This is a genomic window from Phenylobacterium sp., from assembly GCF_036563385.1.
Taxonomy (GTDB): Bacteria; Pseudomonadota; Alphaproteobacteria; order Caulobacterales; family Caulobacteraceae; genus Phenylobacterium.
On sequence record NZ_DATCML010000004.1, the window covers coordinates 21,423 to 45,121 of the forward strand.

Consider the following 23,699-nt stretch of genomic DNA (forward strand, 5'->3'; position numbering starts at 1 on the left):
CCGAGCTTAGGCGCCCGGCTTTTCAGGGCGCAACGTAGCGTCGTTATCCAGGGAGCGCGGGGACCGCTGGGTGCGGCCCCCGGGACACGGTCAGCCGGTCATCTCTTCCAGTTCGCGGCCACGGGTCTCGTGGACCATGGCGCGCACGAAGAGGAAGGAGACGGCGGCGCTCAGCGCATAGAAGCCGTAGGTGACCACCAGGCCGAGCGAGGCGGCCAGCGCCGGGAAGCTGACCGAGATGCCGAAGTTGGCGATCCACTGGGCGAAGCCCGCGACTGCCAGCCCCGAGCCGCGGATCTGGTTCGGGAACATCTCGCCCAGCATCACCCACATCACCGGGCCCCAGCTGGCGTTGAAGAACACCACATAGGCGTTGGCCGCGACCAGGGCGGCGAGGCCCCACTGATCGGAGAGGTGCACCGCCCCGTCCACCATCCGGGCCGTGGAAAAGGCCAGCGCCATCACGGCCAGGGTCACGGCCATGCCGGCCGAACCGACCAGCAGCAGGGGCTTGCGGCCGATGCGGTCGATCAGGCCGATCGCGCCGAGGCAGGCCAGGATGGAAAGCGACCCGGACAGGATGTTGATCTTGAGCGCGTCGTCCTCGGAGAAGCCCACGGACTGCCAGAGCACCGCGCCGTAGTAGAAGACGACGTTGATGCCCACGAGCTGCTGGAAGACCGCCAGGCCGATGCCGGTCCAGACGATCGGGCGGAGTTTGCCGCTGGTCTTGTCGACCAGGTCCGACAGCTTCGGGCGATGGTGGTCCGCGGCCAGGGAGGCGCGGATCTCGTCGACCTTCCGACGGCCCTCGGCGGCGCCGAACAGCCTGGCGAGCACCGCCTCGGCCTCGCGCTCGCGGCCCTTCACCACCAGGTAGCGCGGGCTTTCCGGGATCAGCAGCAGGGTGAGCAGGAAGACGCCCGCGGGGATCACCTGCATCCAGAACATCCAGCGCCAGGCCGGGTAGCCGAACCAGAACTCGGCGGTGGAGCCGCCCGCGGTCCGCGCCAGCAGGTAGTTGGCCAGGAAGGCGCCGGTCAGGCCGGTGATGATCATGATCTGCTGCACCGACGAGAGCCGCCCGCGGATGTTCGCCGGGGTCACCTCGCTGATGTAGACGGGCGAGAGCACGCTGGCCGCGCCCACGCCCAGGCCGCCGACGAACCGCGCCAGGATGAAGATCGCCGAGGTGTCCGCCGCGCCGGTGCCCAGGGCGGAGAGGATGAACAGCACCGCGGCGATCATCATCACCGTGCGCCGGCCGATGCGGTCCGCAAGCCGCCCCGCCAGGAAGGCTCCCACCGCGCAGCCCACCAGGATCGCGCCGACGTTGAAGCCGGTGCCCAGCTTGGAGAGGTTGAAGGCGCTCTCGATGCCGTCCTGGGTGCCGTTGATGACGCCGCTGTCGTAGCCGAACATGAAGCCGCCGATGGTGGCGACGGCCACGATGGCGGCGATGAAGGCCATGTTCACGCGGCCGGCCTCGCCGCTGGCGGCGGCCGGAGCGGCCGTCGCATTGGTGCCTGTGGTGGTCACTGACGCCTCCTGGGCGGGCGCGGCCCGCGGGTTTCCTCGATCGGCCCGGCGGTTCTTGGCGCCGCCGGAGTCGCTCAGACGCTGATTGATAGCGCTATCATCGTCAAGCCAAATGACGTTCGCTGATCAGTGGTTGTGCCGTGGCGTTCGCGCGGCCACGCCGCGGTATTTGAGGGCGGCCTCCAGCACCGCGCCGTCCGCCAGCTGGCCGGTCTTCTCGCGGTAGATCTCCTCCCAAGGGGTGTGGCTCTCGGGGACCGGCGGCGGAGCCTCGGCGCGCCGGCGGGCGACCTCGGCCTCGTCAACCAGGGCGTCGCAGCGGCCGGCGTTCAGGTCGATACGGATAAGGTCGCCGGTGCGCAGCCAAACCAGCCCGCCGCCCGCGGCGCTCTCAGGCGAGGCATTCAGGATCGAGGGGCTGTCGGAGGTGCCCGACTGGCGCCCGTCGCCCAGGGTCGGGAGGCTCATGATCCCACGCTGGATCAGAGCGTCCGGGGGCTGCATGTTCACCACCTCGGCCGAGCCTGGCCAGCCCAGCGGGCCAGAGCCGCGGATCACCAGGATCGTCCGCTCGTCGATCCCCAGGGCCGGGTCGTTGATGCGGTGGTGGTAGTCGTCGGAGCCGTCGAACACCACGGCTCGCCCCTCGAAGACCCCTTCCCGCCCCGGCTCCGCGAGGTAGCGGGCGCGGAAGTCCTCGCTGATCACGCTGGTCTTCATGATCGCGAAGTCGAAGAGGTTGCCCTTCAGCACCAGGAAGCCCGCGCGCTCTTTCAGGGGAGCGGCGTAGGGGGTGATCACCTCCCGGTCGTAAGCCTCGCGACCCTCGAGGCTCTCGGCGAGCCTGCGGCCGGTGACCGTCAGGCACTCCCCGTCAAGCTTTCCGGCCTGCAGCAGTTCCCACAGCACGGCCGGGACCCCGCCGGCGCGGTGGAAGCGCTCGCCCAGGTACTTGCCGGCCGGCTGCATGTTGACCAGCAGCGGGATGTCGTAGCCGTGGACCATCCAGTCTTCAGGGCTGATCTCGACCCCCGCGTGGCGGGCCATGGCGACGATGTGGGGCTGGGCGTTGGAGGAGCCGCCGATGGCGCTGACGGTACGGATGGCGTTCAGGAAGCTGGCCCGGGTGAGGATCTTCGACGGCCGCAGGTCCTCGTAGGCCATTTCGACGATGCGCCGGCCGGTCTCGTAGGCCATTTGGCCGCGTTCGCGGTAAGGCGCCGGGATCGCTGCGCAGCCGGGCAGCGACAGCCCCAGCGCCTCGGCGACTGCGTTCATGGTGGACGCGGTGCCCATGGTGTTGCAGTGGCCGGCCGACGGCGCGCTGTCCGCCGCGCGCCGCAGGAACTCCGCCTCGTCGATCTCGCCGGCCGCGAGCTTGCGGCGCGATCGCCAGATGACCGTGCCCGAGCCTACCAGCTCGCCCTCGTGCCACCCGTCCAGCATTGGTCCGCCGGACAGCACAATCGCCGGAATGTCCACGGTCGAGGCCGCCATGATCCCGCTGGGCGTGGTCTTGTCGCAGCCGGTGGTCAGCACCACCGCGTCGATGGGATAGCCGTAGAGGATCTCGACGAGGCCCAGGTAGGCGAGGTTGCGGTCCAGCGCCGCGGTCGGCCGGCGGCAGTTTTCGAAGATCGGGTGGACCGGAAACTCCATCGGGATGCCGCCGGCGTCGCGGATGCCGTCGCGCACCCGGCGGGCCAGCTCGAGGTGGATCCGGTTGCAGGGCGACAGGTCAGAGCCGGTCTGGGCGATGCCGATGATCGGGCGACCGCTCTGCAGCTCCTGCGGGGTGATCCCGTAGTTCATGAACCGCTCTAGGTAGAGGGCGGTCATGTCCGAACGGCCTGGCGCGGCGAACCAGTCGCGGGAGCGGAACGGCCGGACGGGCTCGCGGTCAGACATGGCGCATCTCGTTCTGCGGCAGGCCTGGCGTGCTCACCTCGAACCGGAACAGCCCGCCGGCGAACGGCTGGCCGTCGCGCTCCGCGCTCGAGAGTCCCTTCCAGGCGGTGGTCGCATAGACCGTCATCAGGTCGTCGCCCCCAAACGCCAGCTTGGTGACGTTGGCCACCGGGAAACGCACCGTTTCGAGCAGCTCGCCCGCCGGTGAATAACGCCGCGCGCCCCACCCCGCGAACAGCCCGGTCCAGACGCAGCCCTCCGCGTCCACCGCCGGCCCGTCGGGATAGCCCTCGTCCACCTGCGCGAACACACGCCGGTGGGAAAGCTCACCGGCAGGGGAGAGGTCGAACGCGTAGATCAGCCGTTTCAGCGTGTCCGTGTGGTAGAGGGTGCGTCCGTCAGGGCTCACGGCCGGGCCATTGGTGATGCAGTACCCCGCGTCGCAGCGCTTCAGGCCCTCTCCGTCAAGGCGGTAGAGCGCGCCGGTCGGCTCGGCCTCCGCATCGTGCATCGAACCGAACCAGAGCCGGCCCTGGGCGTCCACGAAGCCGTCGTTCAGCCGGTTGCCGAGGCCGGCGTCCTCCACCTCGGCCAGCAGCTCGAAGCCGCCGGTCTGCGGATCGAATCGGTGGAGGCCGGTCTTCAGCCCGGCGATCCAGCCGCCGCCTGCGACCGGCGCGAGGAAGCCAGGCTGGGCGGGCGCAGGCCAGCTCCAGGCGGCGCCCGTCGCGGCCTCGTAGCGGTGGATGCGGAGGCCCTTGATGTCGACGAACCAGAGGGCGTCGTCATCCTTGCGCCAGACCGGGCCCTCGCCCAGCTCGCACTCGGCGGCGAAGACGCACTCGGGCTCGGACGAGGCGCTCATCGCCAGCCCGCGTCGATCCAGTACTCGTGGCCGGTGCAGAAGCGGGCGTCGTCCGAGGCGAGGAACAGCACCAGCGCCGCCACGTCCTTGGGCTCGATGCGGCCTTTCAGGCACTGCTGCGCGACGATCTCGGCCTCGCCCTCGGGCGTGTACCAGCGCATCTGCCGCGGTGTCTTGACGTTGCCTGGCGCGATGCAGGTCACCCGGATGCCGTGTGGGCCGAGCTCCCGGGCCAGGGCCCGGGTCATGCCCTCGATGCCCGCCTTGGCGGTCTCGTAGAGCACCAGGTCCGGCAGGCCGAGGTGCCAGGAGATCGAGCCGAAGTTGATGATCGCGCCTCTGCCGGCCTGCTTCATGCCGCCGACCACCGCCTTGGCGCAGAACAGCATGTGCCGCAGGTTCACGGCGATCCGGTCGTCGAAATACTCCGGCGTCACCTCGTCGAGGGTGTGGCGGTCGTCATTGCCGGCGTTGTTCACCAGCACGTCCACCGCCCCGATCGCCTCGAAGCAGGCGGCGATGGCGGCCGGGTCCTTCAGGTCGCAGCGGTGGAACACCGGCCGCACGGCCGACATCTCCAGCGCCTTGACCAAGGCCTCCGACTCCGCGGCCAGCACATCAAGGAAGTGCACCTCCGCCCCCTGGGCGGCGAAGGCCTCCACCAGGCCAGCCCCAATGCCCGAGCCGCCGCCGGTGATCGCCACCCGTTTCCCCTTCAGGCTGGGGTAGACCGCGCTTTGGCCTGCGGCGAAGACGTCAACGGTCACGCCCATGAGTAGGCCGTCTTGGTCTGGGTGTAGAACTCCAGTGCGGCGAAGCCCTGTTCGCGCGGGCCGTAGCTCGACTTGCGGATGCCGCCGAACGGCACGTGGTAGTCGACGCCGGCGGTGGGCAGGTTGACCATCACCATCCCGGCCTTCGCCCTCCTCTGGAAATCCCTGGCGTGTTTCAGCGAGGTGGTGACGATGCCGGCCGAGAGGCCGAAGTCGCCGTCGTTGGCCAGGGCCAGCGCCTCGTCATAGTCTTTGACGCGGACCGTGGAGGCCACCGGGCCGAACACTTCCTCGCAGTTGATGGTCATGTCCTTGTGGGTGTCCGCGATGAGCGTCGGCTGCACGTACCAGCCCGGCGTCGCCATCTTCAGCCGCCCGCCGCCCGTGACCAGGCGCCCGCCCTCGGCCTTCGCGATGTCGATATAGCGGTAGCTGGTCTCCATCTGATCCTCGCTGACCGCCGGCCCCATCTGTGTGGCGGGGTCGAGCGCGTCTCCGACGCGCAGGCTCGCCACCTTCTCCGCGAGCGCGGCGACGAAGCGGTCGTGGATGCCCTCCTGCACGATCAGCCGCGAGGATGCCGTGCAGCGCTGGCCGGTGGCGTAGAAGCTGCCGTCCAGGGCGACCATGACGGCTCGGTCGAGGTCGGCGTCGTCGAGGACCACCAGCGGGTTCTTGCCCCCCATCTCCAGCTGCACCCGCGCCTGGCGAGCCACGGCGGCGTTTGCGACGCCGGCGCCCACCGCCTGGGAGCCGGTGAAGGAGATCCCGTCGACCTCCGGATGCTCCACCAGCCTGGCGCCCATCTGGCCCGGGCCGAAGATCATGTTGAAGACGCCAGCGGGCGCGCCGCATTCCCAGATAATCTCGGCCAGAGCCGCGGCCGTGGCGGGCGTGGGCCCGGCCGGCTTCAGCACCACCGTATTGCCGAAGGCCAGCGCCGGCGCCGCCTTCCAGGCAGGGATCGCGATGGGGAAGTTCCAGGGGGTGATCAGGCCGAAGACGCCCACCGCCTGACGATAGGTCTGGATCTCCACCCCGGGGCGGACCGACTCGAGGTTCTGGCCGTGGCGGCGCAGCGCCTCGCCCGCGAAGTACTTGAAGATCCGCCCGGCGCGGACGGTCTCGCCGATGCTCTCGGGGAGCGTCTTGCCCTCTTCCCGCGACAGCAGACGGCCGATCTCCTCACGTCGCTGAAGGATCGTCTCGCCGACCTTGTCCAGCAGGTCGGCGCGGACCTCTGGCGAAGCGTCCGCCCAGGCCGGGAACGCCCGGCGAGCTGCGGCCACAGCGGCGTCCAACTCGGCTGCGCCGCCCTTCGGGACGCGGGCCACCACCTCGTCGGTGTTGGACGGGTTGCGGCTCTCGTCAGGCGCGTCAACGGCCACCCGCTCGCCCCCGATGTACTGAGGAAGGGTCTGGGTCATCGGGCGGCCTCCGCCGACAGCAGGCCGCGTCCGGCCAGGTTGCGCATCAGGTCGGCGATCCCGAAGGTCCAGGGCGGCGCCGCCTTCGAGGTGGTGACCTCGTTCTCCAGAACGCCCAGGCGGGGGCTCGCGACCCGCACCCGGTCACCGACCTTGTGCGTGAAGCCGAGGCCCGGCGCGTCGCGGTCCTGGGTGGGGGCGAACAACGTCCCGAGGAAAAGGGCGAAGCCGTCCGGGTACTGGTGCTCGCTGATCGCCTGGCGGACCAGCTCCAGCGGGTCGCGGCTGATCTCGCCCATCCGGCTGCGGCCCTCGAGCCGGTAGTTGTCGCGCCCCTCGATCGTCAGCTCCACCTCGGCCGTGCGCACGTCGTCCAACGAGAAGCTGTCGTCGAACAGGCGGATGAAGGGGCCGAGCGCACAGGATGCATTGTTGTCCTTGGCCTTGCCCAGAAGGAGGGCGCTGCGCCCTTCGAAGTCCCGCAGGTTCACGTCGTTGCCCAGCGTGGCCCCCACCGCGCGCCCCGCGCCGTCGCAGACCAGCACCACTTCGGGTTCCGGATTGTTCCAGGCGCTGTCGGAGCGCACGCCGATCAGGGCCCCGTGGCCCACGGCTGAGAGCACCGGAGCCTTGGTGAAGATCTCGGCGTCGGGCCCGATCGCCACCTCCAGGTACTGAGACCACAGGCCGTCCGCGATCAGCGCCGCCTTCAGCCGGGCGGCTTCCTCGGACCCGGGCTGCACGTCGCGGATGTCGGCGCCGACTCGATCACGCAGGTCGCCCCGGATCGCCTCGGCCTTGGCCGCATCGCCGCGCGCGCGTTCCTCGATCACCCGCTCCACCGCGGACACGGCGAAGGTGACGCCGGCCGCCTTCACGCACTGCAGGTCCACGGGAGCGAGCAACCGGCCGCTGCCGAATTCGAAGTCCTCGACCGCGCCAATCTCGCGACCGGAAGGCGCCTCCCCCGACCAGCCGTTCAGCAGTTGCGACACCGTCGGCGCCGCCTTCGAGAGGTCGTAAACCCGGCCGTTACGCAGCATCACAGGTGTGGGGCCGTCCAGCGTGCGGACACGGCCGACCAGGGTCGCGTCGCGCCAGTCGTCCGGCAGCCAGGCCGCCGGCGTCGCGTCCGCCCCTCTCATTGGTCTGACCTCCCCTTGATTTCTGGTAGCGCTATCAATCAGAGTGCCGAGCTGTCAAGGCGAACGCGCCGGACGGGAGGAAGATGATGGAAATCCCAGCGCGCCGGTGGGCGTCTGCGCTGCTCGCCCTGACGCTTGCGGCGGGGATGTCCCTTACACCCGCTAGAGCCCAGCCGCGGTGGGTGGGAGCCTGGGCTTCGTCGCAGCAAGTCCCGGAGGCCCGCAACGCCCTGCCCGCTACAGCGCTGGAGGACGCCACCCTGCGGCAGGTGGTCCGGGTCACGGCTGGCGGGGCGGCGATCCGGATCCGCCTGTCCAACGCGTTCGGGACCGAACCCCTGACGTTCAGCGGCGCGCACGTGGCCCGGCCCCTGCGCCAGGCTCGTCGCGGGTCGACCCGACCACCGGCCAAATGGCGACCTTCGACGGGCGTGAAGCGGTCACAGTCCCGGCGGGCGCGGACTACCTCTCCGACCCGATCCCCTTCCCTGTCCAACCGCTGGAGCGGATCGCGGTGACCGTTCACCTGCCCAAGGCCCCGTCCCGGCAGACCAGCCATCCCGGCTCGCGGACCACGTCTTGGTTGCTGCCGGGCCGCCATCTGGCCGCCGACCTCATCGCGGCGCAGCCGGTCGTGCACTGGTACCAGCTGGCTGGCGTGGACGTGCCGGCGGCGCCCAAAAGCGCCGCCATCGTCATTCTCGGCGACTCGATCACCGACGGCTACGGCGTCGGACCCGACCGTGACGAGCGCTGGCCCGACATCCTGGCCGAACGGCTGCAGGTCGATCCCCGAACCCGGCGCGTCAGCGTCCTGAACCATGGCATTGGCGGCAACCGCCTGCTGCGGGACGAGCTGGGCCCGAACGCACTCGCCCGCTTCGATCGTGACGTGCTCTCGCAGGCTGGCGTCCGCCACCTTATCGTCCTGATCGGCGTGAACGACCTCGGCACGCTCACCCGCGACGGTCCAGTCCCGCCCGAGGCGCACCGCCAGCTGGTGGCGGAGATGATCGGCGGCTATCGGCAGATCGTGGCCCGCGCGCGCGCCAAGGGGATCCGGGTGATCGGCGGCACCATCCTCCCGTTCGCCGGGGCGGCGGTCTACAGCCCGACGGCGCTCCACGAGGCCGACCGCCAGGCGTTGAACGCCTTCATCCGTTCGCCGGGCGCCTTCGATGCGGTGATCGACTTCGACGCCGTCATGCGCGACCCGCTTAGGCCTGACCGTCTGCGGCCGGACCTCGACTCCGGAGACCACCTGCATCCCTCGATCGCCGGCTACCGTGCCATGGCGCGCGCCGTGCCTCTGTCGCTGTTCCGCCGATGAGGGCCGCCCTCGCCCTGGCTTTCGCCATCCTGCTCGGCGGCGCGAATCCTGCCGCGACGCAGGGGGTGGCGATCACGTTCGACGACCTGCCGGCGCATGCGGAGCTTCCGCCCGGCGAGACGCGGCTGGGGGTGGTCGCGCGCATCGTGGGCGCTCTGGCTGACGCGGGCGCCCCGCCCACCTATGGCTTCGTGAACGGCGCCACTGCGGCCGAACCTGCGCAAGCGGAGGCCCTGCGGCTGTGGCGCGCGGCCGGCCATCCTGTGGGCAACCACACCTACTCGCACCGGCGGCTGGACGACCTGGCCGCGTTCGAAGACGAGGTGGCGCGCAACGAGCCCGTCCTCGCGGAGCTTGGGGGCGAATGGCGCTGGTTCCGCTACCCCTACCTGGAAGAGGGCGCCACGCCCGGGCTCCGCGCCGGGGCCCGCCAGTTGCTAAACACGCGGGGTTACCGGATCGCCAGTGTCACGCTCGACTTCAGCGACTGGGCTTGGAACGCGCCCTATGCCCGTTGCGCGGCCAAGGGCGACATGGCCGCCATCGCGAAGCTCGAGGCCAGTTGGATCGCCGCCGCCGACGCGAGCCTAGTTCGCGCCCGCGCGCTTTCCCGACAGCTCCACGGGCGCGAGATCCCGCTCGTCCTGTTGATGCACGTGGGCGCCTTTGACGGTCGCATGCTACCCCGGCTGCTCGCCCTCTACCGTGACCGCGGCGTGCGCCTGGTGACGCTCGAGGCGGCCATGGCCGACCCCTTCTACCGCGCCGACCGCGACGCCGCGGCCAGCCCCCATCCCGCCACCCTGGAAGACGCCGCCCGGAGCCGCGGGATCTTGCCCCCGCCGAAGACGTGGGACCTTGCGGCCTTGGAGAAGGTCTGCGCGCCGTAGGGGCGGGCGCTCCGCCTATCAGCCCTTCGGCGGCCCGTCCGACTCCCGCCGGATCAGGGCGAAGTCCAGCACCGCGCGGGGATGCTTCGGGGTCTCGCCCGCCCGGCGGCTGCGAATCTCCTCCACGAGCAGGTTCACGGCCTCGCGGGACATCTCCTGCACCGGCTGGCGGATGGTGGTCAGCTCGGGCCAGATGGTGGTGGCGAGCGCCGTGTCGTCGTAGCCGCAGACAGTCAAGTCGCCGGGCACGTCCAAGTGACGGCGGTGCGCCACGGCGACCGTGGCGGCGGCCATGTCGTCGTTGCTGGCGAAGATGGCGGTGGGCGGCTCGGGGCGGCCGAGCAGCGTCTCCGCTGCCTCCAGTCCCGAGCGGTAGGTGAAGTAGCCCTGGACCACGAGGGCCTCGTCCGCCGCCACGCCGGCTTCCTGCAGGGCGGCCAGGTAACCCTCCAGCCTCTGCCCGCTGGCGGTCTGGTTCGGGTGGCCCTTGATGAAGCCGATCCGCCGGTGGCCCAGGTGCAGGATGTGGCGGGTCATCTCGCGGGCGGCGGCGAAGTCGTCGATGCGCACCGCCGCGGCGTCGGGCGGCGGCTGTCCGGTCGCGACGGCGACCGCAGGCACCTTGCTGTCGGCCAGCACCCGAACGATCACCTCTGAGTCGCAGAGCGGCGGCGGCAGGATCAGCCCGTCGATCCCCTGAGCGACCAGCTTCTCGGCGGCGGCCTTCTCGGCCCCCTCCACGTCGCACTTCTCGACGATCAGCTGGATGTTGGCCCGGCTGCACTGGTCGAGGCCGCCCACCAGGAATTCGCTGAGGTAGGACGCCGAAGGGTTGGAGTAGAGCAGGCCCAGGCGGATCAGGTCGGCGCCGGCCAGGCTGCGGGCGGCGGGGTTCGGCTGATAGTTGAGGTCGCGGATGGCGGCCATTACCGCCTCGCGGGTCGCCTCGCGGACGTTCTTCTCGCCGTTGATCACCCGCGACACCGTCATCGGCGAGACCCCGGCATGGCGCGCCACGTCGTGGATGGTCAGGGCGCCTCTCTGGCGGCGGGCGGTCTTCGTCTCCAAGCACGGCCTCCTGGGCGCTGCCGCCCGCTACGTCTTTGTCCCAGCCTGACGCTCACCTCAAGCCCGCCCAGGTTGCAGCCCAGTGTTCGGCCGCATTGGTCTGACCACTACCGAGACTACGGTCAGACCGTGTTGACAGCAAAGGACTGACCCAGTACCACTGTCAATGTGACCGCTATCATAACAGAGTAGTCTCGCGGTCCTGCAGCTTTCACAACCATCGGCCCGGCTCAGAGCCGGCCTGCGCCTCACCGCGCAGCAAAGAACAAGTGCGCGCCGAGCACAGACGAAGGGGAAGGAAACATGAAGACTGCCAGACGGACCCCGCACGCCTGCGTGAAGGCCGCGCTGCTTGGCGCGACCTTCCTCACCGGCGCGGTGTCGACAGAAGCCAGCGCTCAGTCCAGCGAGGTCGAGGAGGTCGTCGTCACGGGCTACCGGGCCAGCCTGCAGCAATCCACGGAAGCCAAGCGGGAAGCCACCATCATCCAGGACAGCATCTTCGCCGAGGACATCGGCAAGTTCCCGGACACCAACCTGGCCGAGTCGCTCAACCGCGTGCCCGGCGTGCAGCTGTCGCGCGAGGTCACGGGCGAGGGCCTGCAGATCGCCATCCGCGGCCTTGGCACCAACTTCACCAAGATCCTGCTGAACGGCAACCAGATCGCGGTAGCCTCCACGGGCCGGCTCGACGCGCAGAGCCAGAACCGGGAGGTCGATCTCGACATGTTCCCGACCGAGCTGTTCACCCGGCTCGACGTGAACAAGACCCCCACGGCCAGCATGCTGGAAGGCGGCGTCTCGGGCACGGTGAACATGCGCAGCGCGCGGCCCTTCGACTTCGAAGGCCGCCAGTTCACCTACTCCCTGCAGGGCAGCTACAATTCACTGGCCGAGAAGTGGGGCCCGCGCGGCTCTCTGCTGGCGAGCCAGACGTTCGATACGGGCATGGGCGAGCTGGGCGTGCTGGTGGGCTTCGCCGGCGCCCGCACCCACATCCAGACCGAGGGGTTCGAGTCGATCGGCTGGTCGAACGCGAACCTCACCTGCGCCGGCTGCAACATCTACGGCGGCAACAACTTCAACTTCGCCACCACGGTGCCGGCCGGGGTCAGCCTCGCCGGGCGGCCGGTCGGCTCGCCGCTGACCAACGCCGACCTCCTCACCCTGAACCCCGGCCTGACGCTGCAGCAGCTGTCGGACGCCATGATTCCGCGCCTGGGTCGGCCGGCCTACACCGACGGTCAGCGGGACCGCTACTCCGGCCTGATCTCCGTCGAGTTCAAGCCGACCGAGAACCTGAACCTCTACTTCGACACCCTGCTCGGTCGCGGCATCCGCAAGTTCGACCGGGTGGACATCAATTGGGTCGGCCGGAACTCGAACTTCATGGTCCCGGTGGGGCTGCAGGTGGACGAGAACTTCGTCGTCACCGAGGGACAGTTCCTGAACGCCCAGTTCTTCCTGGAGGCGCGGCCGTACCACGAGAAGGTCAACTTCTTCAACCTGAACCCGGGCTTCACCTACCGCTACAACGACTTCGTGCGCTTCGACGGCCAGTTCAACTTGTCGAAGAGCCAGTTCCTGCGCGAGAGCCCGACGATCCTGTTCAACAGCCCCTTGGGCCAAGGGATCAACGTCGACTATTCGAACCCGGGGAAGCCGTTCCCGGAGATCGTCACCAACGCCGACCTGAACAACCCGAACCTCGGCTGGACCTGGGCCGGCGGCGGTCGGGTGAACATCCAGAACGAGCGGCGGGTGACCAAGACCAAGGCCGCGCACCTCGACGCCCTCTTCGGGGACGAGGCCGGCGTCAATGTCCGCGCCGGCGTCGCCTGGGACTTCGCGAGCCGCAGCATCATGGCTCAGGACAACACCGCCCGCTGGCAGCAGTTCGTCTGCGGCGGCGGCGGGACCTTCCAGCCCGCGCCTGCGCCGCAGCCGCCGTGCAACGGCCAAGCCGGCTCGGCCATTCCCAACTCCGCGCTCGGCGGCTACCTGCGGCAAGGTCCCCATGGTTTCGTCGCGGTGGACTACGACCGGTTCTTCGCAGATACGAACTATTCGCAGTTCGCATCCACCGCCCCATTCTCCGCCTCCGCCAACACCGGCACTCGCTCGGGCGTCATCGAGGAGGAGACGCTCGGCGCCTACGTCGAGCTGAACGGCCGGGCCGACCTCGGCCCCTGGGAACTGCGGTTCAACGGCGGCGTCCGCTATGTCTCCACGGACCAGGACATCACGGGGCCGGTGACCTTCACGATCAACAACGTGCAGACCACCGAATTCCAGCGGCGGGATTCCCGTTACGACGCCTACCTGCCGTCGTTGAACGCCGTCCTGCGGGTGCGCGACGACGTCAACCTGCGGCTCTCCGCTTCGCGCACCCTGACCCGGCCGAACCCGGCCGACATGCTGCCCGGCACCAGCTTCTCGGACCCGTCAGCCCAGGAGGCCACCCAGGGCAACCCCGCCCTAACGCCATTCTTCTCCAACAACTTCGACATCGGAGCGGAATGGTACACCGGCGGCGAGGGCTACATCGGCATTGTCGGCTTCAACAAGCAGATCACCGGCTGGACCCAGAACGGCGCCAACACCATCCCGTTCAGCCAGCTCGGGATCCCGTTCGAGGCGCTCACGCCGTTGCAACAGACCGCGATCAACAACCGCGGCGGCCCCAACACCGCCACCGTCACGGTTCGGCAGCAGGTCAACGTCGGCGGCACCCTGACCATCCGCGGCTATGAGGCCAACTGGGTTCAGCCGCTGAGCTTCCTGCTGGACGGGCTGGGCTTCCAGGCCAACTACACCCGCATCTACCAGTCGGCGTCAGGCGCCGGCGCCCCGCCGATCGCCGTCGGGGTGTCGCCCTACACCTACAACATCACCGGCTACTACGACCGCGGCCCGGCCTCCCTGCGGGTGTCCTATGTCTACAACGCCGAGCAGGTGGGCTCGCCGGGGCCGGAGAACGGCATCAACCTGCCCAATCCGGACGGCGGCGCCCCCATCCCGGCGCGATTCCGGAACGACGCGTTCGGGCAGTGGGACCTCTCCGCCAGCTACGAGTTCGAGAACCTGCCCACTTCGCCGCGCCTGACCCTGGACCTGATCAACATCACCAAGGAGGACCAGCGGCAGACCTTCGTCTGGCCGAACGCCACCCAGACCTTCTACCGCGGCAGCCGCACCATCCTGGTGGGCCTGCGCGGGCGGTTCTGACGAGCTCTCTTCTCCCCTCCCCCAAAGAGAAGGGCCAAACTGGGCGGCGCTCGACGAGCGCCGCCTTCTTCTTTGGCGCCGCTCAGTGGTGGCCGGGGGCGTAGGGAAAGCTCAGGGCGCGATAGTGGTCGAGACCCTGCTGCGGCGGCGCGTGACCGGCCGGCAACGGCCGCCCCGACCGGCTCTGGAAGTAGGCCAGGCAGGCGTCGCGCCACCACTGCGCCTCCGCCTGCTGGATCTCCAGGAACGCCGACACCTGGGCGTGCCGCTCCGCATCCACGTAGGGCGCGAGCGAGGCCCAGGTCCGCCGCATCTCGACCACCTGCGCCACGCCCCGGTCGTAGCGCGCCACAAGCTCGGCCCAGACCGTGCGGCCCGAGCGTGTCGGCGCATCCCAGGGCAGCCTCCTGAACCACAGGAGGTGGTCCTCGTCGGCCAGCAGACGGCGCGCAGCCTGCGGTGCGTACTGCGAGACCGCGTCGCTGCCGCGGCCCGTGCGGTCGAAGCCCACCGCTGAGGGGTCCGCCCGGTGGTAGTAGAAGGGCGTCCAGTCCGCCCGCTCCAGATCGTCCACCCACGGCCCCGGCCCGTAGTGGTGCCCCGTCGCCATCAGGTGGGTGAGACCCAGCGGGGTCATGTAGTCCACCACCGCCTGGCGCGAGCCCATCATGAGGTCGACCGTCGGGCCCAGGAACCGGGGGTCTCGTGAGAAGGTCATCGCAGCCCATTGGCGGGCGATCTCGCTTGACGAGCTTTCCGGATCCCACGCCAGCCGACCGAAGGCGTACCAGTTGGCCTGGTCGAAGTGAGACCCGGTCGAGTTGCGGTCTGCGCCAATGTTGGCGACCCCGGCTATCCCGGTGAGCGCATGGCCATGCAGCGAGCCGTAGACCACCCTGGCCACCGTCGAGCCGCGGCCGCGCCGCCAGGTGTCGCCCTGCAGCGTCTCCTCCCACATGGGTCCCAGGTAGGCGAGGTGGGTGGCGAAGCCCAGGTACTCCTTGGTGAGCTGGACCTCGAGCATCAGCGGCGTCTTCGGCATGGCCCCGAACAAGGGGTGGAACGGCTCCCGCGGCTGGAAGTCCAGCGGCCCGTTCTTCACCTGCACGATCACGTTCGGCGCGAAGCGGCCGTCCAGCGGGGTGAACTCGCTGAACGCCTGTTTCACCCGGTCTTCCGGTCGTTCGGCGGCGTAGACGAAGGCGCGCCACATGACCACGCCGCCATGGGGCGCGAGCGCCTGCGCCAGCATGTTGGCGCCGTCCGCGTGACTGCGGCCATAGTCCTGCGGGCCAGGCTGGCCTTCGGAGTTGGCCTTGACGAGGAAGCCGCCGAAGTCCGGGATCGAACGGTAGATCTCGTCCGCCTTCGCCTGCCAAAAGGCGCGCACCGCGGGGTCCAGCGGATCGGCGGTCTTCAGCCCGCCGATCTCCATGGGGGCCGAGAACCGCGCCGACAGGTAGACGCGGATCCCATAGGGCCTCAGGACATCGGCCACCGCAGAGGCCTTGGCGATGTAGGGCGCGGTCAGGCTGTCGGCCTTGGCGTTGACGTTGTTCAGGACCGCGCCGTTGATCCCGATCGACGCGTTGGCCCGGGCGTAGTCCACCAGCCGCGGATCCACGTAGCCGGGCAGCTTGTGCCAGTCGAAGATCGACGGCCCGGCGTAGCCGCGCTCCACGGTCCGGTCGAGATTGTCCCAGTGGTTGAGAACCCGCAGGCCCACTTTCGGCGAGGCGGTGATGTCGAGGCCCGTCACCGGCCGACCGGTCTGAACCAGGCGCAGCAGGTGGAAGACGCCATAGAGCACGCCCTGGGGCGTGCGCCCGACCACCAGCGTGGACGGCCGGCCGCCCACGCTCGCGCTGCGGATCACGTAGCCTTCGGGGGCCACCGGCAGGCCGGGATCCGTTCTCAGGCGGACGGCCGGAGCTTCGGGGGACGGGGCGCCTGCGAGCAGGCCGGCGAGGCCGCGGTTCAGTTCCGCAGCGGCGATGGAGAGGGTCTGCGAGCCCACGCCGGCGCCACGGGCCGACGCCTCCACCACCACAGGGCCGAGAACCTTCCTGTAGCTCTCGAGGTCCGCGGCGGCTCGGTACCGTAGCCACAGCTCGTAGCCGTCCTCCGCCTGGGCAGCGGTCGCCATCAACATCAACAGCGCCATCAGAGCGCTCAACAAGCCGGACCGCACCATTCGCCTCCGTGGTCGAGACACCTAGGTTGTATTGGTCAGACCACCTGATTGACAACATCCGGTCCAGGGCTAAGTTGCGCCGATGCCCAAGATCACCGCCGCGCGGACCATCGTCACCTCGCCTGGGCGCAACTTCGTCACCCTGAAGATCGAGACGGACGACGGCGTCACCGGAGTGGGCGACGCCACCCTCAACGGGCGCGAGCTGGCCGTGGAGAGCTATCTCTCCGACCATGTCATCCCCTGCCTGATCGGCCGCGACGCCCACCAGATCGAGGACATCTGGCAATACCTCTATCGCGGCGCCTACTGGCGGCGGGGTCCGGTGACCATGACCGCCATCGCCGCCGTGGACATGGCGCTCTGGGACATCAAGGGGAAGCTCGCCCGCCTGCCGGTCTACCAGCTGCTGGGCGGCGCCTGCCGTTCGGGCGTCACGGTCTATGGCCACGCCAACGGCGAGACGATCGAGGACACCGTGGCTGCGGCGCGCGAGTACGTCTCGGCCGGCTACAAGGCGGTACGTCTGCAGACGGGCGTGCCGGGCATGCGCGACGTCTACGGCGTCTCCAAGGACAAGCTGTTCTACGAGCCGGCCGACTCTGACCTGCCCAAGGAGACCGTCTGGTCTACCGAGAAGTACCTGCGGGTCGCGCCGGAGCTGTTCGCGGCGGCGCGCGAGGCCCTCGGCCATGACGTGCACCTTCTGCACGACGTCCACCACAGGCTGACGCCCATCGAGGCCGGCCGTCTCGGCCGCGACCTGGAGCCCTATCGCCCGTTCTGGATGGAGGACCCCACGCCAGCCGAGAACCAGGCCGGGTTCCGGCTGATCCGGCAGCACACCACCACCCCGATCGCGGTGGGCGAGGTGTTCAGCTCCGTCTGGGACGCCAAGCAGCTGATCGAGGAACAGCTGATCGACTATATCCGCGCCACGGTCGTGCACGCCGGCGGCCTCACCCACCTGCGCAAACTGGCCGCCTTCGCCGACCTGCACGGCGTCCGGACAGGCTGCCACGGCGCGACGGACCTCTCGCCCATCGCCATGGCCGCGGCCCTCCACTTCGACCTCTCGGTCCCGAACTTCGGGATCCAGGAATACATGCGCCACACCGCCGAGACGGACGCCGTCTTCCCGCACGCCTACACCTTCGCGGGCGGCATGCTGCACCCCGGCGAGGTCCCCGGCCTGGGAGTCGATATCGACGAGGACGCCGCCGCGCGGTTTCCTTACCGCCGCGCCTACCTGCCCGTCGCGCGGCTTGAGGACGGCTCGATGCACGACTGGTAGCCTTGCGCTATGCTTGAGTCCCGAACGCGCGCCGCCCGGCGCGCCGCACCCAGGGGTCCCGACGCCATGGCCGCCGCCAGCGGCAAGCTCTACCGCCGCCTCGCCGACCAGATCGCGGGGGAGATCGAAGCCGGCAAGTACGCCGTGGGCGAGCGCCTGCCCACCGAGCGTGATCTGGCCGAGCAGTTCGGCGTCTCGCGGCCGACGCTGCGCGAGGCGCTGATCGCGCTGGAGATGCTGGGCATGATCGAGGCGCGGCACGGGCTGGGCATCTATGTCACCCGGGCCAAGCTGCCGGTGACAGCGGCCGCCTACGACTTCGAAATCGGGGCCTTCGAGCTCATCGAGGCCCGGCGGCTGTTCGAGGGTGAGGCCTGCGCCCTGGCCGCGGCCACCATCGACGACGAGGCGCTCGCCGAACTGGACCGCCTGCTGGACCTGATGGCCGACGAGGACGAGCTCAAGGGGGAAGACGCCGACAAGGCCTTCCACATGGTCATCGCCCGGGCCACCGGGAACGGGGCGATCATCGCCACTGTCGAAAACCTGTGGGAGCTGCGCAACCGCTCCCCGCTGGCCCGCAGCATCCTGACCCGGGCGCGGGGGGCCGGGCTGGAGCCGCGCATCGCCGAGCACCGCAAGGTGGTGGACGCGCTGCGCGCGCACGATCCCGCGGCCGCCCGCCAGGCCATGCGCGACCATCTGGAGCGGGTCATCGAGCACCTGCTCCACGCCACCGAAACCGAGGCCCTTGAACGAGCCCAGCAGGAGAGCAAGGCGCGACGCTCGCAGATCGCCAAGCGAGTCGCGATCTAGGGATCACGCCGGCCTTCGGGCGGTCACCACCCAGGTTGCGGCGCGCAGGTGCGGCCCGCCAGGGCCATCCAGCGCCCGCAGGGCCTGCTCCAGGGCCGAAGCCGCCTTATCGGCGAACTCGGGATGCTCGCGCAGGATGGCGCCCAACGCGCCCACCCGCGAGCAGACCGCCACCATGCCGGCCAGGTCACCGCTCCCGACCAGCGCGTCGTGCGGCCTGACCTCGATCTGCTCGAGCCCTGCCTGGCCCAGCACGCTCCGGATCCGTTCGGGATCGGAGAACGAGAACCAGCCGGTCGCCTGCGTGCCCGCGGTGAGCTCGGCAGGCAGGTGCGGGCTCGCCGCCGTGAGCGGAAAGCTGTCGAGCTCGTTGTCGGCAAGACCGCGCCAGCAGACGAAGCCGATCCGTCCGCCCGGCCTCAGCGCACGCCGCAGGTTGTCGAACGCTCGCTCAGGGGCCTCGAAGAACATCACCCCGAAGCGCGAGAACACGGCGTCGACCGCCCCAGGCTCGAACGCCAGCACGGCCGCATCGCCGCAGAGGAAATCCACGTTGGCGGGCAGGTCTGGATCGGCCTCCGCAACCGCGAGCGCCGCCGGCAACAGGTCCACGCCCGTGACGCGGCCTGCCGGCCCGACCGCTTCAGCAAGCCGCCAGGGCGTGCGCCCGATTCCGCAGCCGACGTCCAGCACCCGCTCTCCCGGCCTGAGCGCCAGCGCCCCCAGGACGGCCTCTCCCAATGGCGCCAGCTGCCGCTCGAGCGGGTCGCGGATCTCCAGCCAGGCGCGGACCCGCGGGTGCTCGACGGCGCTGATCGGAGACGGGGCCACGGACGAGACTTAGCCGCCGTTCCGCCGCCTGTCAGCGCGGCTCTCTTGGGGCGCGGCCGCCGGCGGTCCCAGGTAGGTGATCGGGATCGGCGCCGTGGCGATGACCAGCTTCTGCAGCACCATATTGTCGTCGAGGCGCCAGACCTTGACCACGTGACGACCGGCCGTGACGCCGGCAAACGCGGTCTGCAGCACGCGGACGTTGTCCTGCACGGCGCGGTTCCAGGCAGCCTGCTCCTCCAGCAGGGTGTCGGTGGGCGCCGGAAGCAGCTTGTCCACCAGCACCTGCACCGGCCCGTCGTCCAGCGAGACCCCGATCCGCTGCGCTCCGCGCCCCGTGGTGTCGAGGGTGGGCGCGAGGTAGAGCTGAACCGTCAGGTCGCCGGCCTCCGTGGCGACCTCGTACTCCAGGCGCACCCCGTCCGCGGGGGTGGTGGGCGGGCGGCCCTGCGGCAGGGCCAGGACAGCGCCTTCGGTCCGACCGAGGTTCGGGATCGTCCGCCAGCGCAGCCCCGCGCCATCGATCGCGCGGGTGAACCGTGGCGCCTCGATGGCGACGACACCGGTACGCGGGGGCGGCGCAGGCGCCCAGCGGACCGGCTTGGCTGGGCCCTTCCCCGTCACCCGGACGACGCGCGGCATCACCTGGGTCTCGGGCTGTTGCCAGCCGGTGTAGCCGACGTGGGTCTGGCTCATCATGCCGGCCCACTTCCCGCCGTTGGCACGGTGATAGGCCTCGGTGAGTTCGGCGTCACGCCGGAAGGCCGCCTCCGCCTGATCTGCGAACGCATTGGCTCGGGGATCGCCCGCCGAGGCCAGCCGCCGGTTCCAGGCCACGGCGTAGTAGAGGCGATACAGGTTCGCCAGGGCGGCGATCGGATGCTCCACCAGCTGCAGGTAGGCGTCGCGCTGCTCCGCGCGAAGCTGCTTCCGCACCGCGAGCATGTCCTGCTCCAGGGCGTCCCATTCAGCGACCATGCTCCCGAACTCGCCGCCGTGCAGCACATCGCCCGCGGGCGCGCCGAGCGTGAAGCTCGCCTCGTCGATCAGCTCCGGCTTCCGCCGGGCTGCGTACTGGCTGTAGCGGGTGAGCAGGTCGCCGATCGTCGGCCCCAGCGCCGCGCCGAACGCGGCGGTCGCCCACTGGCCAGGGTGGGCTTGCAGCGCCTCCGGCGTCATCGCCTCCGGGTCCCACGCCTGGGCCATGAAGAAGCTGAGCGGGTGTTCCATGGGCTTGATGTCGCCCACGTTGACGATCCACAGCGCCCGCGCGCCACGCCGCCAGGCCAGGTCCATCTGCTGCCAGGTCTTCTCCACCTGGGTGGTGTTCAGCCACTTGTAGTTCCGCGGCGCGCCGACGTAGTCGAAGTGGTAGTAGACGCCGTACCCGCCCGTCCGCGCGAGGTCGCCGGTCGGCAGCCGCCGGATCTGTCCCCAGTTGTCGTCGGCGAACAGCAGGGTCACGTCGTCCGGAACCCGCATCCCGCGGTCGTAGTAGTCCTGCACCTCCTTGTAGAGCGCCCAGACCTGCGGGGTTTCGTCGGCCGGCCGGCCGGTCACCTCGGCGATGATCTTCCTCTGGTCGGCGACGATGGTCTCCAGCAGGCGGGTGGCGGTCGCCTCGCCCATGGCCTCGTCGCCGTCGCCGCGCATGCCCACCGTGACCACCGCCTCATAGCCGCGGCCGTCCCCCTTGGACATCATCCGCTCGAGGCCGCCCCGCCAGAACCGGCGCAGGTTCTCCCCGTTCTTGGCGTAGTCCCATCGGCCGCCGGTCACCCCGCCGCCGGTGTTCCGATGCCACTCGTCATGGGCGCGGCTCATCGGCTCGTGGTGCGAGGTCCCCATGACCACGCCCATCTCGTCGGCCAGCACCATGTTGCGCGGGTCGTCGTCGTTGAAGGCCCGCGGCTGCCACATGGCCGGCCATAGGTAATTCCCTTTCAGGCGTAGAAGCAGGTCGAAGACGTGGGCGTACATCTTGGAATTGACGCCGCCGAACCGCTGCTCGGCCCAGCTGATCAGCGCCGGCGCCTCGTCGTTGATGAAGAAGCCGCGGTACTTCACCTTCGGCTGGTCAGCGCGGACGCCCGCCGTGACGAAGAGGTTCGCCCGCCGGTCGACCGGAACGTCGGCGAACCAATGCCATGGAGAGACGCCGATCCTATCGGAAAGGTCGTAGGCGCCGAACACGGCGCCACGGCGGTCGGAGCCCACGATCACCAGGGCGCGCGGCACGCCTGGGAACGGCCGCTCGACCACCACCTGGCGGTAGGCTTCCCACTGGCCGGCAAGGTCAGGGGCGGGGATCTTTCCGGTGGCGATCAGGCTGTCGATGACCGGACTTCGTCCCAGCACGCCGATGATCACCAACGGGCCGGTCGCGGACGCGGGATCTGCCGCCCTGGCCGGGGCACGGCCGGCCACGCGCGCCAGGTCCCCGGCGAACGCTTCCGCCACATGCCGCACCGCCGGATCGGCCGCCGGATCCACATAGACGGCAGCGGGGCGGCCGCGCTCGATCAGGGGAAAGGCGCCTGGGAGGGGCCGAGCGCAGGCCGACACGGGCGCCTCGCAGGCCAGCCCCGGCGAGGCGAGCGCCAGCAGGAGCAGGATCGCCCACCTGCAGGCGCGCGCTGCACGGGCGGTGCGGCGCCTCACGGGGCCGTCGCCATCCAGTCCGACGCCGGCAGCGCGGCCGCTGGCCAGGACCTGCCGTGCGGCGGCTCGCCACTGCCGGTGCGCTGCTCGAGCCGCACCACCCGGCGCCCGCTCTCCCGCCCGACGCTCAGCAGATAGAAGGCGTCCTCGGTCTGCAACGCGGCGATGCCGGCGCGGTCGCCGTTCGCGCGCGGGGCGAAATCCACCCTCGTGGTCGCCTCTGCCGACAGGTGCTGCTGACGCCGGCCCCAGTAGGAAGGCTGCCCCCGCGAGCCCAGGGGAACATCGCGGGTGCGAATGGAGGCGACCAGGTAATAATCCTCGCCAACGCGCGCCACCGTCGGGTCGGGGTAGAAGCCGGCGAGGATCGGGTTGCGGAACTGACCAGGCCCGACCCGCGGCTGGGGGTCGAGGCCGCGACAGGCGAACGAGTCGAAGCGCGCCTCCTGGGCGGCGGCAGGTGCGCACGCCGCCACCAGGGCCAATGCGGCTAGCAGGCTGCGGATCAGGTCCATGGCGTGCGCTCCGGAGCGCCCCGGAGGGCGTCGGCTATGGCCGCGCGCATAGCCTTCGGCCGCAGCTCCGCGTCATAGGGCGTGGGTCGCTTGGGCAGGCGGTCGGGGCGGGGCCACCAAGTCTGCAGCCAGGAGTGGCGGTCGGAGAGGCCCCAGACGAGCACCTGCTTCAGCTCGCGGTAGTCGAGCATCAGGTCGAGGAAGTCGCGCACAAGGCCGGCGGCGATGGCGTCACGGCGCGTTGGATCAGCCGGCAGCACCGTATCGTTCACGTCGAGCTGGGTGATCACGAGATCGAGGCCCAGGCCGCGGACCTCGTCCACGAAGGCCCGCCACTCGCGCTGGTCGGCCTGGGAGAAGACGACCACGTTCCCGGCGTCGCCGTTGGGGATGTGCCCTTGGACACCGAAGGTGTGGATCGGGACGCCGCGAGCCTTCAGGCGCTCCAGCAGGCGCAGCACGCCCGCGCGATGCTTCGCGTCGCTCGGCCCCCAGCCCATGTAGTCGTTGTAAGCCAGCCGGGCCTGCGGCGCGGCCTCGTGGGCTGCGCGGAAGGCGATCTCCACGGCGTCCGCCCCCATGGCGCGGGTGAAGACCGTGTCGCGCATGGCCCCGGTCGCGGGATCGATCGTCTCGTTGACCACGTCCCAGGAGCGGATCTGGGGGTAGCGGCCGATGACCGTACGGACATGGGCGGTGAGCCAGCGCTCGCCCTCAGCTTGGGAGCCTAAGCCCTGGCGCTTCAGCCAGTCAGGCGCGAACTCGTCGCGGTTCCACAGCAGGGTGTGGCCGCGCAGGAACATGCCGCGGTCGGCCGCGAAGGCGGCGATGCGATCCGCGCCGGCCCATCGCCATTCGTCGGGAGCGCCCGGCTTCAGGGCGTAGAGCTTGTGCTCGTTCTCGGCGACGAGGGCGCCGCATTCGCGGGCGACAAGCGCCAGGTAGCCTCGATCGGCGAGGCCCTCCGCACCGAGCGCCGTGCCGAACCGCAGGCCCTTGCGGCGGGCGAGGACGTCGAGCGGCGCGTGATCCGGGGCGGCGCCGCCCGCGAGCAGCCCTGCGCCGGCCATGGCCAGCCCTTCCCTGCGCGTCAGCCGCCGCAACACGCCCGACCTCCCTGGTCATCGGGCCGGTCGTTCGCCGCAGGCCCTGACCACCTTGTGGCCAAGGTGGTCAGACCACGCAAGCGGATTCTGGTAGCGCTCACATTGCGTC

The 23,699-nt window shown here is 70.2% G+C and carries 17 protein-coding genes; 5 read left to right on the forward strand and 12 right to left on the reverse strand.

The genetic code is table 11. The features are described from left to right. Positions 1-90: 90 nt before the first annotated feature. Genes VIL67_RS00985 through VIL67_RS01010 form a run of 6 tightly spaced genes read right to left on the reverse strand, consistent with a single transcriptional unit; the run spans position 91 to position 7,657 of the window. On the reverse strand, positions 91-1,653 hold the full coding sequence (locus VIL67_RS00985) for a sugar porter family MFS transporter (protein WP_332047967.1): 1,563 nt from the start codon (positions 1,651-1,653) through the stop codon (positions 91-93). A gap of 12 nt (positions 1,654-1,665) precedes the next feature. Further along, positions 1,666-3,447, reverse strand: coding sequence for an IlvD/Edd family dehydratase (locus VIL67_RS00990; RefSeq protein WP_332046973.1), 1,782 nt, complete (start codon positions 3,445-3,447; stop codon positions 1,666-1,668). Continuing rightward, positions 3,440-4,312 (reverse strand): SMP-30/gluconolactonase/LRE family protein, encoded by an 873-nt coding sequence (locus VIL67_RS00995; RefSeq protein WP_332046974.1) that lies wholly within the window; start codon positions 4,310-4,312, stop codon positions 3,440-3,442. Before VIL67_RS00995 ends, VIL67_RS00990 begins: the two co-directional genes overlap by 8 nt. Continuing rightward, positions 4,309-5,085: a D-xylose 1-dehydrogenase gene (gene xylB, locus VIL67_RS01000; protein ID WP_332046975.1), complete on the reverse strand. Its 777-nt coding sequence runs from the start codon at positions 5,083-5,085 to the stop codon at positions 4,309-4,311. The genes VIL67_RS00995 and xylB overlap by 4 nt, the downstream gene beginning before the upstream one ends. Beyond that, the gene (locus VIL67_RS01005) at positions 5,076-6,512 is read right to left on the reverse strand and encodes an aldehyde dehydrogenase family protein (protein ID WP_332046976.1); all 1,437 of its coding nucleotides are present in this window, start codon (positions 6,510-6,512) and stop codon (positions 5,076-5,078) included. The genes xylB and VIL67_RS01005 overlap by 10 nt, the downstream gene beginning before the upstream one ends. Continuing rightward, entirely contained in the window at positions 6,509-7,657 is a 1,149-nt protein-coding gene (locus VIL67_RS01010; protein WP_332046977.1) for a fumarylacetoacetate hydrolase family protein, read from the reverse strand. Before VIL67_RS01010 ends, VIL67_RS01005 begins: the two co-directional genes overlap by 4 nt. Before the next feature lie 412 nt (positions 7,658-8,069). On the opposite strand from VIL67_RS01010, the gene VIL67_RS01015 reads away from it, so the two are divergent. Together VIL67_RS01015 and VIL67_RS01020 are read left to right on the forward strand one after the other, a co-directional pair. Then, complete coding sequence (locus VIL67_RS01015) at positions 8,070-8,987, forward strand: SGNH/GDSL hydrolase family protein (RefSeq protein WP_332046978.1); 918 nt, start codon at positions 8,070-8,072, stop codon at positions 8,985-8,987. Further along, entirely contained in the window at positions 8,984-9,877 is an 894-nt protein-coding gene (locus VIL67_RS01020) for a polysaccharide deacetylase family protein (RefSeq protein ID WP_332046979.1), read from the forward strand. Before VIL67_RS01015 ends, VIL67_RS01020 begins: the two co-directional genes overlap by 4 nt. 18 nt (positions 9,878-9,895) lie before the next feature. Here VIL67_RS01020 and VIL67_RS01025 read toward each other — a convergent pair whose 3' ends face one another. Continuing rightward, positions 9,896-10,945: a LacI family DNA-binding transcriptional regulator gene (locus VIL67_RS01025; RefSeq protein WP_332046980.1), complete on the reverse strand. Its 1,050-nt coding sequence runs from the start codon at positions 10,943-10,945 to the stop codon at positions 9,896-9,898. 303 nt (positions 10,946-11,248) lie between these two features. Between VIL67_RS01025 and VIL67_RS01030 the strand changes: the two genes are divergently transcribed. Then, positions 11,249-14,173 carry a TonB-dependent receptor gene (locus tag VIL67_RS01030; RefSeq protein ID WP_332046981.1) on the forward strand — a complete coding sequence of 975 codons (2,925 nt, stop codon included), beginning with the start codon at positions 11,249-11,251 and terminating at the stop codon, positions 14,171-14,173. A gap of 82 nt (positions 14,174-14,255) precedes the next feature. On the opposite strand, the gene VIL67_RS01035 is transcribed toward VIL67_RS01030, so the two are convergent. Further along, positions 14,256-16,337 carry an alpha-glucuronidase family glycosyl hydrolase gene (locus VIL67_RS01035; protein WP_332046982.1) on the reverse strand — a complete coding sequence of 694 codons (2,082 nt, stop codon included), beginning with the start codon at positions 16,335-16,337 and terminating at the stop codon, positions 14,256-14,258. A 112-nt stretch (positions 16,338-16,449) separates the two neighbouring features. Here VIL67_RS01035 and manD point away from each other — a divergent pair, with 112 nt between their 5' ends. Then, on the forward strand, positions 16,450-17,661 hold the full coding sequence (gene manD / locus VIL67_RS01040; RefSeq protein ID WP_332046983.1) for a D-mannonate dehydratase ManD: 1,212 nt from the start codon (positions 16,450-16,452) through the stop codon (positions 17,659-17,661). Between the two features lie 66 nt (positions 17,662-17,727). Then, positions 17,728-18,477, forward strand: a complete 750-nt coding sequence (locus tag VIL67_RS01045; RefSeq protein WP_332046984.1) for a FadR/GntR family transcriptional regulator — start codon at positions 17,728-17,730, stop codon at positions 18,475-18,477. Between the two features lie 3 nt (positions 18,478-18,480). Here the strand turns inward: VIL67_RS01045 and VIL67_RS01050 are convergent, their stop codons facing one another. From VIL67_RS01050 to VIL67_RS01065, 4 genes are read right to left on the reverse strand one after another with little or no spacing between them, the layout of a single operon-like run. Beyond that, a complete protein-coding gene (locus tag VIL67_RS01050) occupies positions 18,481-19,308 on the reverse strand; it encodes a class I SAM-dependent methyltransferase (protein WP_332046985.1) in 828 nt (275 codons plus the stop codon). A 9-nt stretch (positions 19,309-19,317) separates the two neighbouring features. Beyond that, on the reverse strand, positions 19,318-21,969 hold the full coding sequence (locus VIL67_RS01055; protein ID WP_332046986.1) for a glycosyl hydrolase 115 family protein: 2,652 nt from the start codon (positions 21,967-21,969) through the stop codon (positions 19,318-19,320). Further along, complete coding sequence (locus VIL67_RS01060) at positions 21,966-22,484, reverse strand: beta-xylosidase family glycoside hydrolase (protein WP_332046987.1); 519 nt, start codon at positions 22,482-22,484, stop codon at positions 21,966-21,968. The genes VIL67_RS01055 and VIL67_RS01060 overlap by 4 nt, the downstream gene beginning before the upstream one ends. After that, on the reverse strand, positions 22,475-23,590 hold the full coding sequence (locus VIL67_RS01065; protein WP_332046988.1) for an endo-1,4-beta-xylanase: 1,116 nt from the start codon (positions 23,588-23,590) through the stop codon (positions 22,475-22,477). The genes VIL67_RS01060 and VIL67_RS01065 overlap by 10 nt, the downstream gene beginning before the upstream one ends. Between the last annotated feature and the right edge of the window lie 109 nt (positions 23,591-23,699).

Excerpts from the sequence above, each read along its gene's own strand:
- VIL67_RS00990 (WP_332046973.1), bottom strand. The coding sequence starts at position 3,447 with ATGTCTGACCGCGAGCCCGTCCGGCCGTTCCGCTCCCGCGACTGGTTC.
- VIL67_RS00995 (WP_332046974.1), bottom strand. The coding sequence starts at position 4,312 with ATGAGCGCCTCGTCCGAGCCCGAGTGCGTCTTCGCCGCCGAGTGCGAG.
- xylB (WP_332046975.1), bottom strand. The coding sequence starts at position 5,085 with ATGGGCGTGACCGTTGACGTCTTCGCCGCAGGCCAAAGCGCGGTCTAC.
- VIL67_RS01005 (WP_332046976.1), bottom strand. The coding sequence starts at position 6,512 with ATGACCCAGACCCTTCCTCAGTACATCGGGGGCGAGCGGGTGGCCGTT.
- VIL67_RS01010 (WP_332046977.1), bottom strand. The coding sequence starts at position 7,657 with ATGAGAGGGGCGGACGCGACGCCGGCGGCCTGGCTGCCGGACGACTGG.
- VIL67_RS01015 (WP_332046978.1), top strand. The coding sequence starts at position 8,070 with ATGGCGACCTTCGACGGGCGTGAAGCGGTCACAGTCCCGGCGGGCGCG.
- VIL67_RS01020 (WP_332046979.1), top strand. The coding sequence starts at position 8,984 with ATGAGGGCCGCCCTCGCCCTGGCTTTCGCCATCCTGCTCGGCGGCGCG.
- VIL67_RS01030 (WP_332046981.1), top strand. The coding sequence starts at position 11,249 with ATGAAGACTGCCAGACGGACCCCGCACGCCTGCGTGAAGGCCGCGCTG.
- VIL67_RS01035 (WP_332046982.1), bottom strand. The coding sequence starts at position 16,337 with ATGGCGCTGTTGATGTTGATGGCGACCGCTGCCCAGGCGGAGGACGGC.
- manD (WP_332046983.1), top strand. The coding sequence starts at position 16,450 with ATGCCCAAGATCACCGCCGCGCGGACCATCGTCACCTCGCCTGGGCGC.
- VIL67_RS01045 (WP_332046984.1), top strand. The coding sequence starts at position 17,728 with ATGGCCGCCGCCAGCGGCAAGCTCTACCGCCGCCTCGCCGACCAGATC.
- VIL67_RS01060 (WP_332046987.1), bottom strand. The coding sequence starts at position 22,484 with ATGGACCTGATCCGCAGCCTGCTAGCCGCATTGGCCCTGGTGGCGGCG.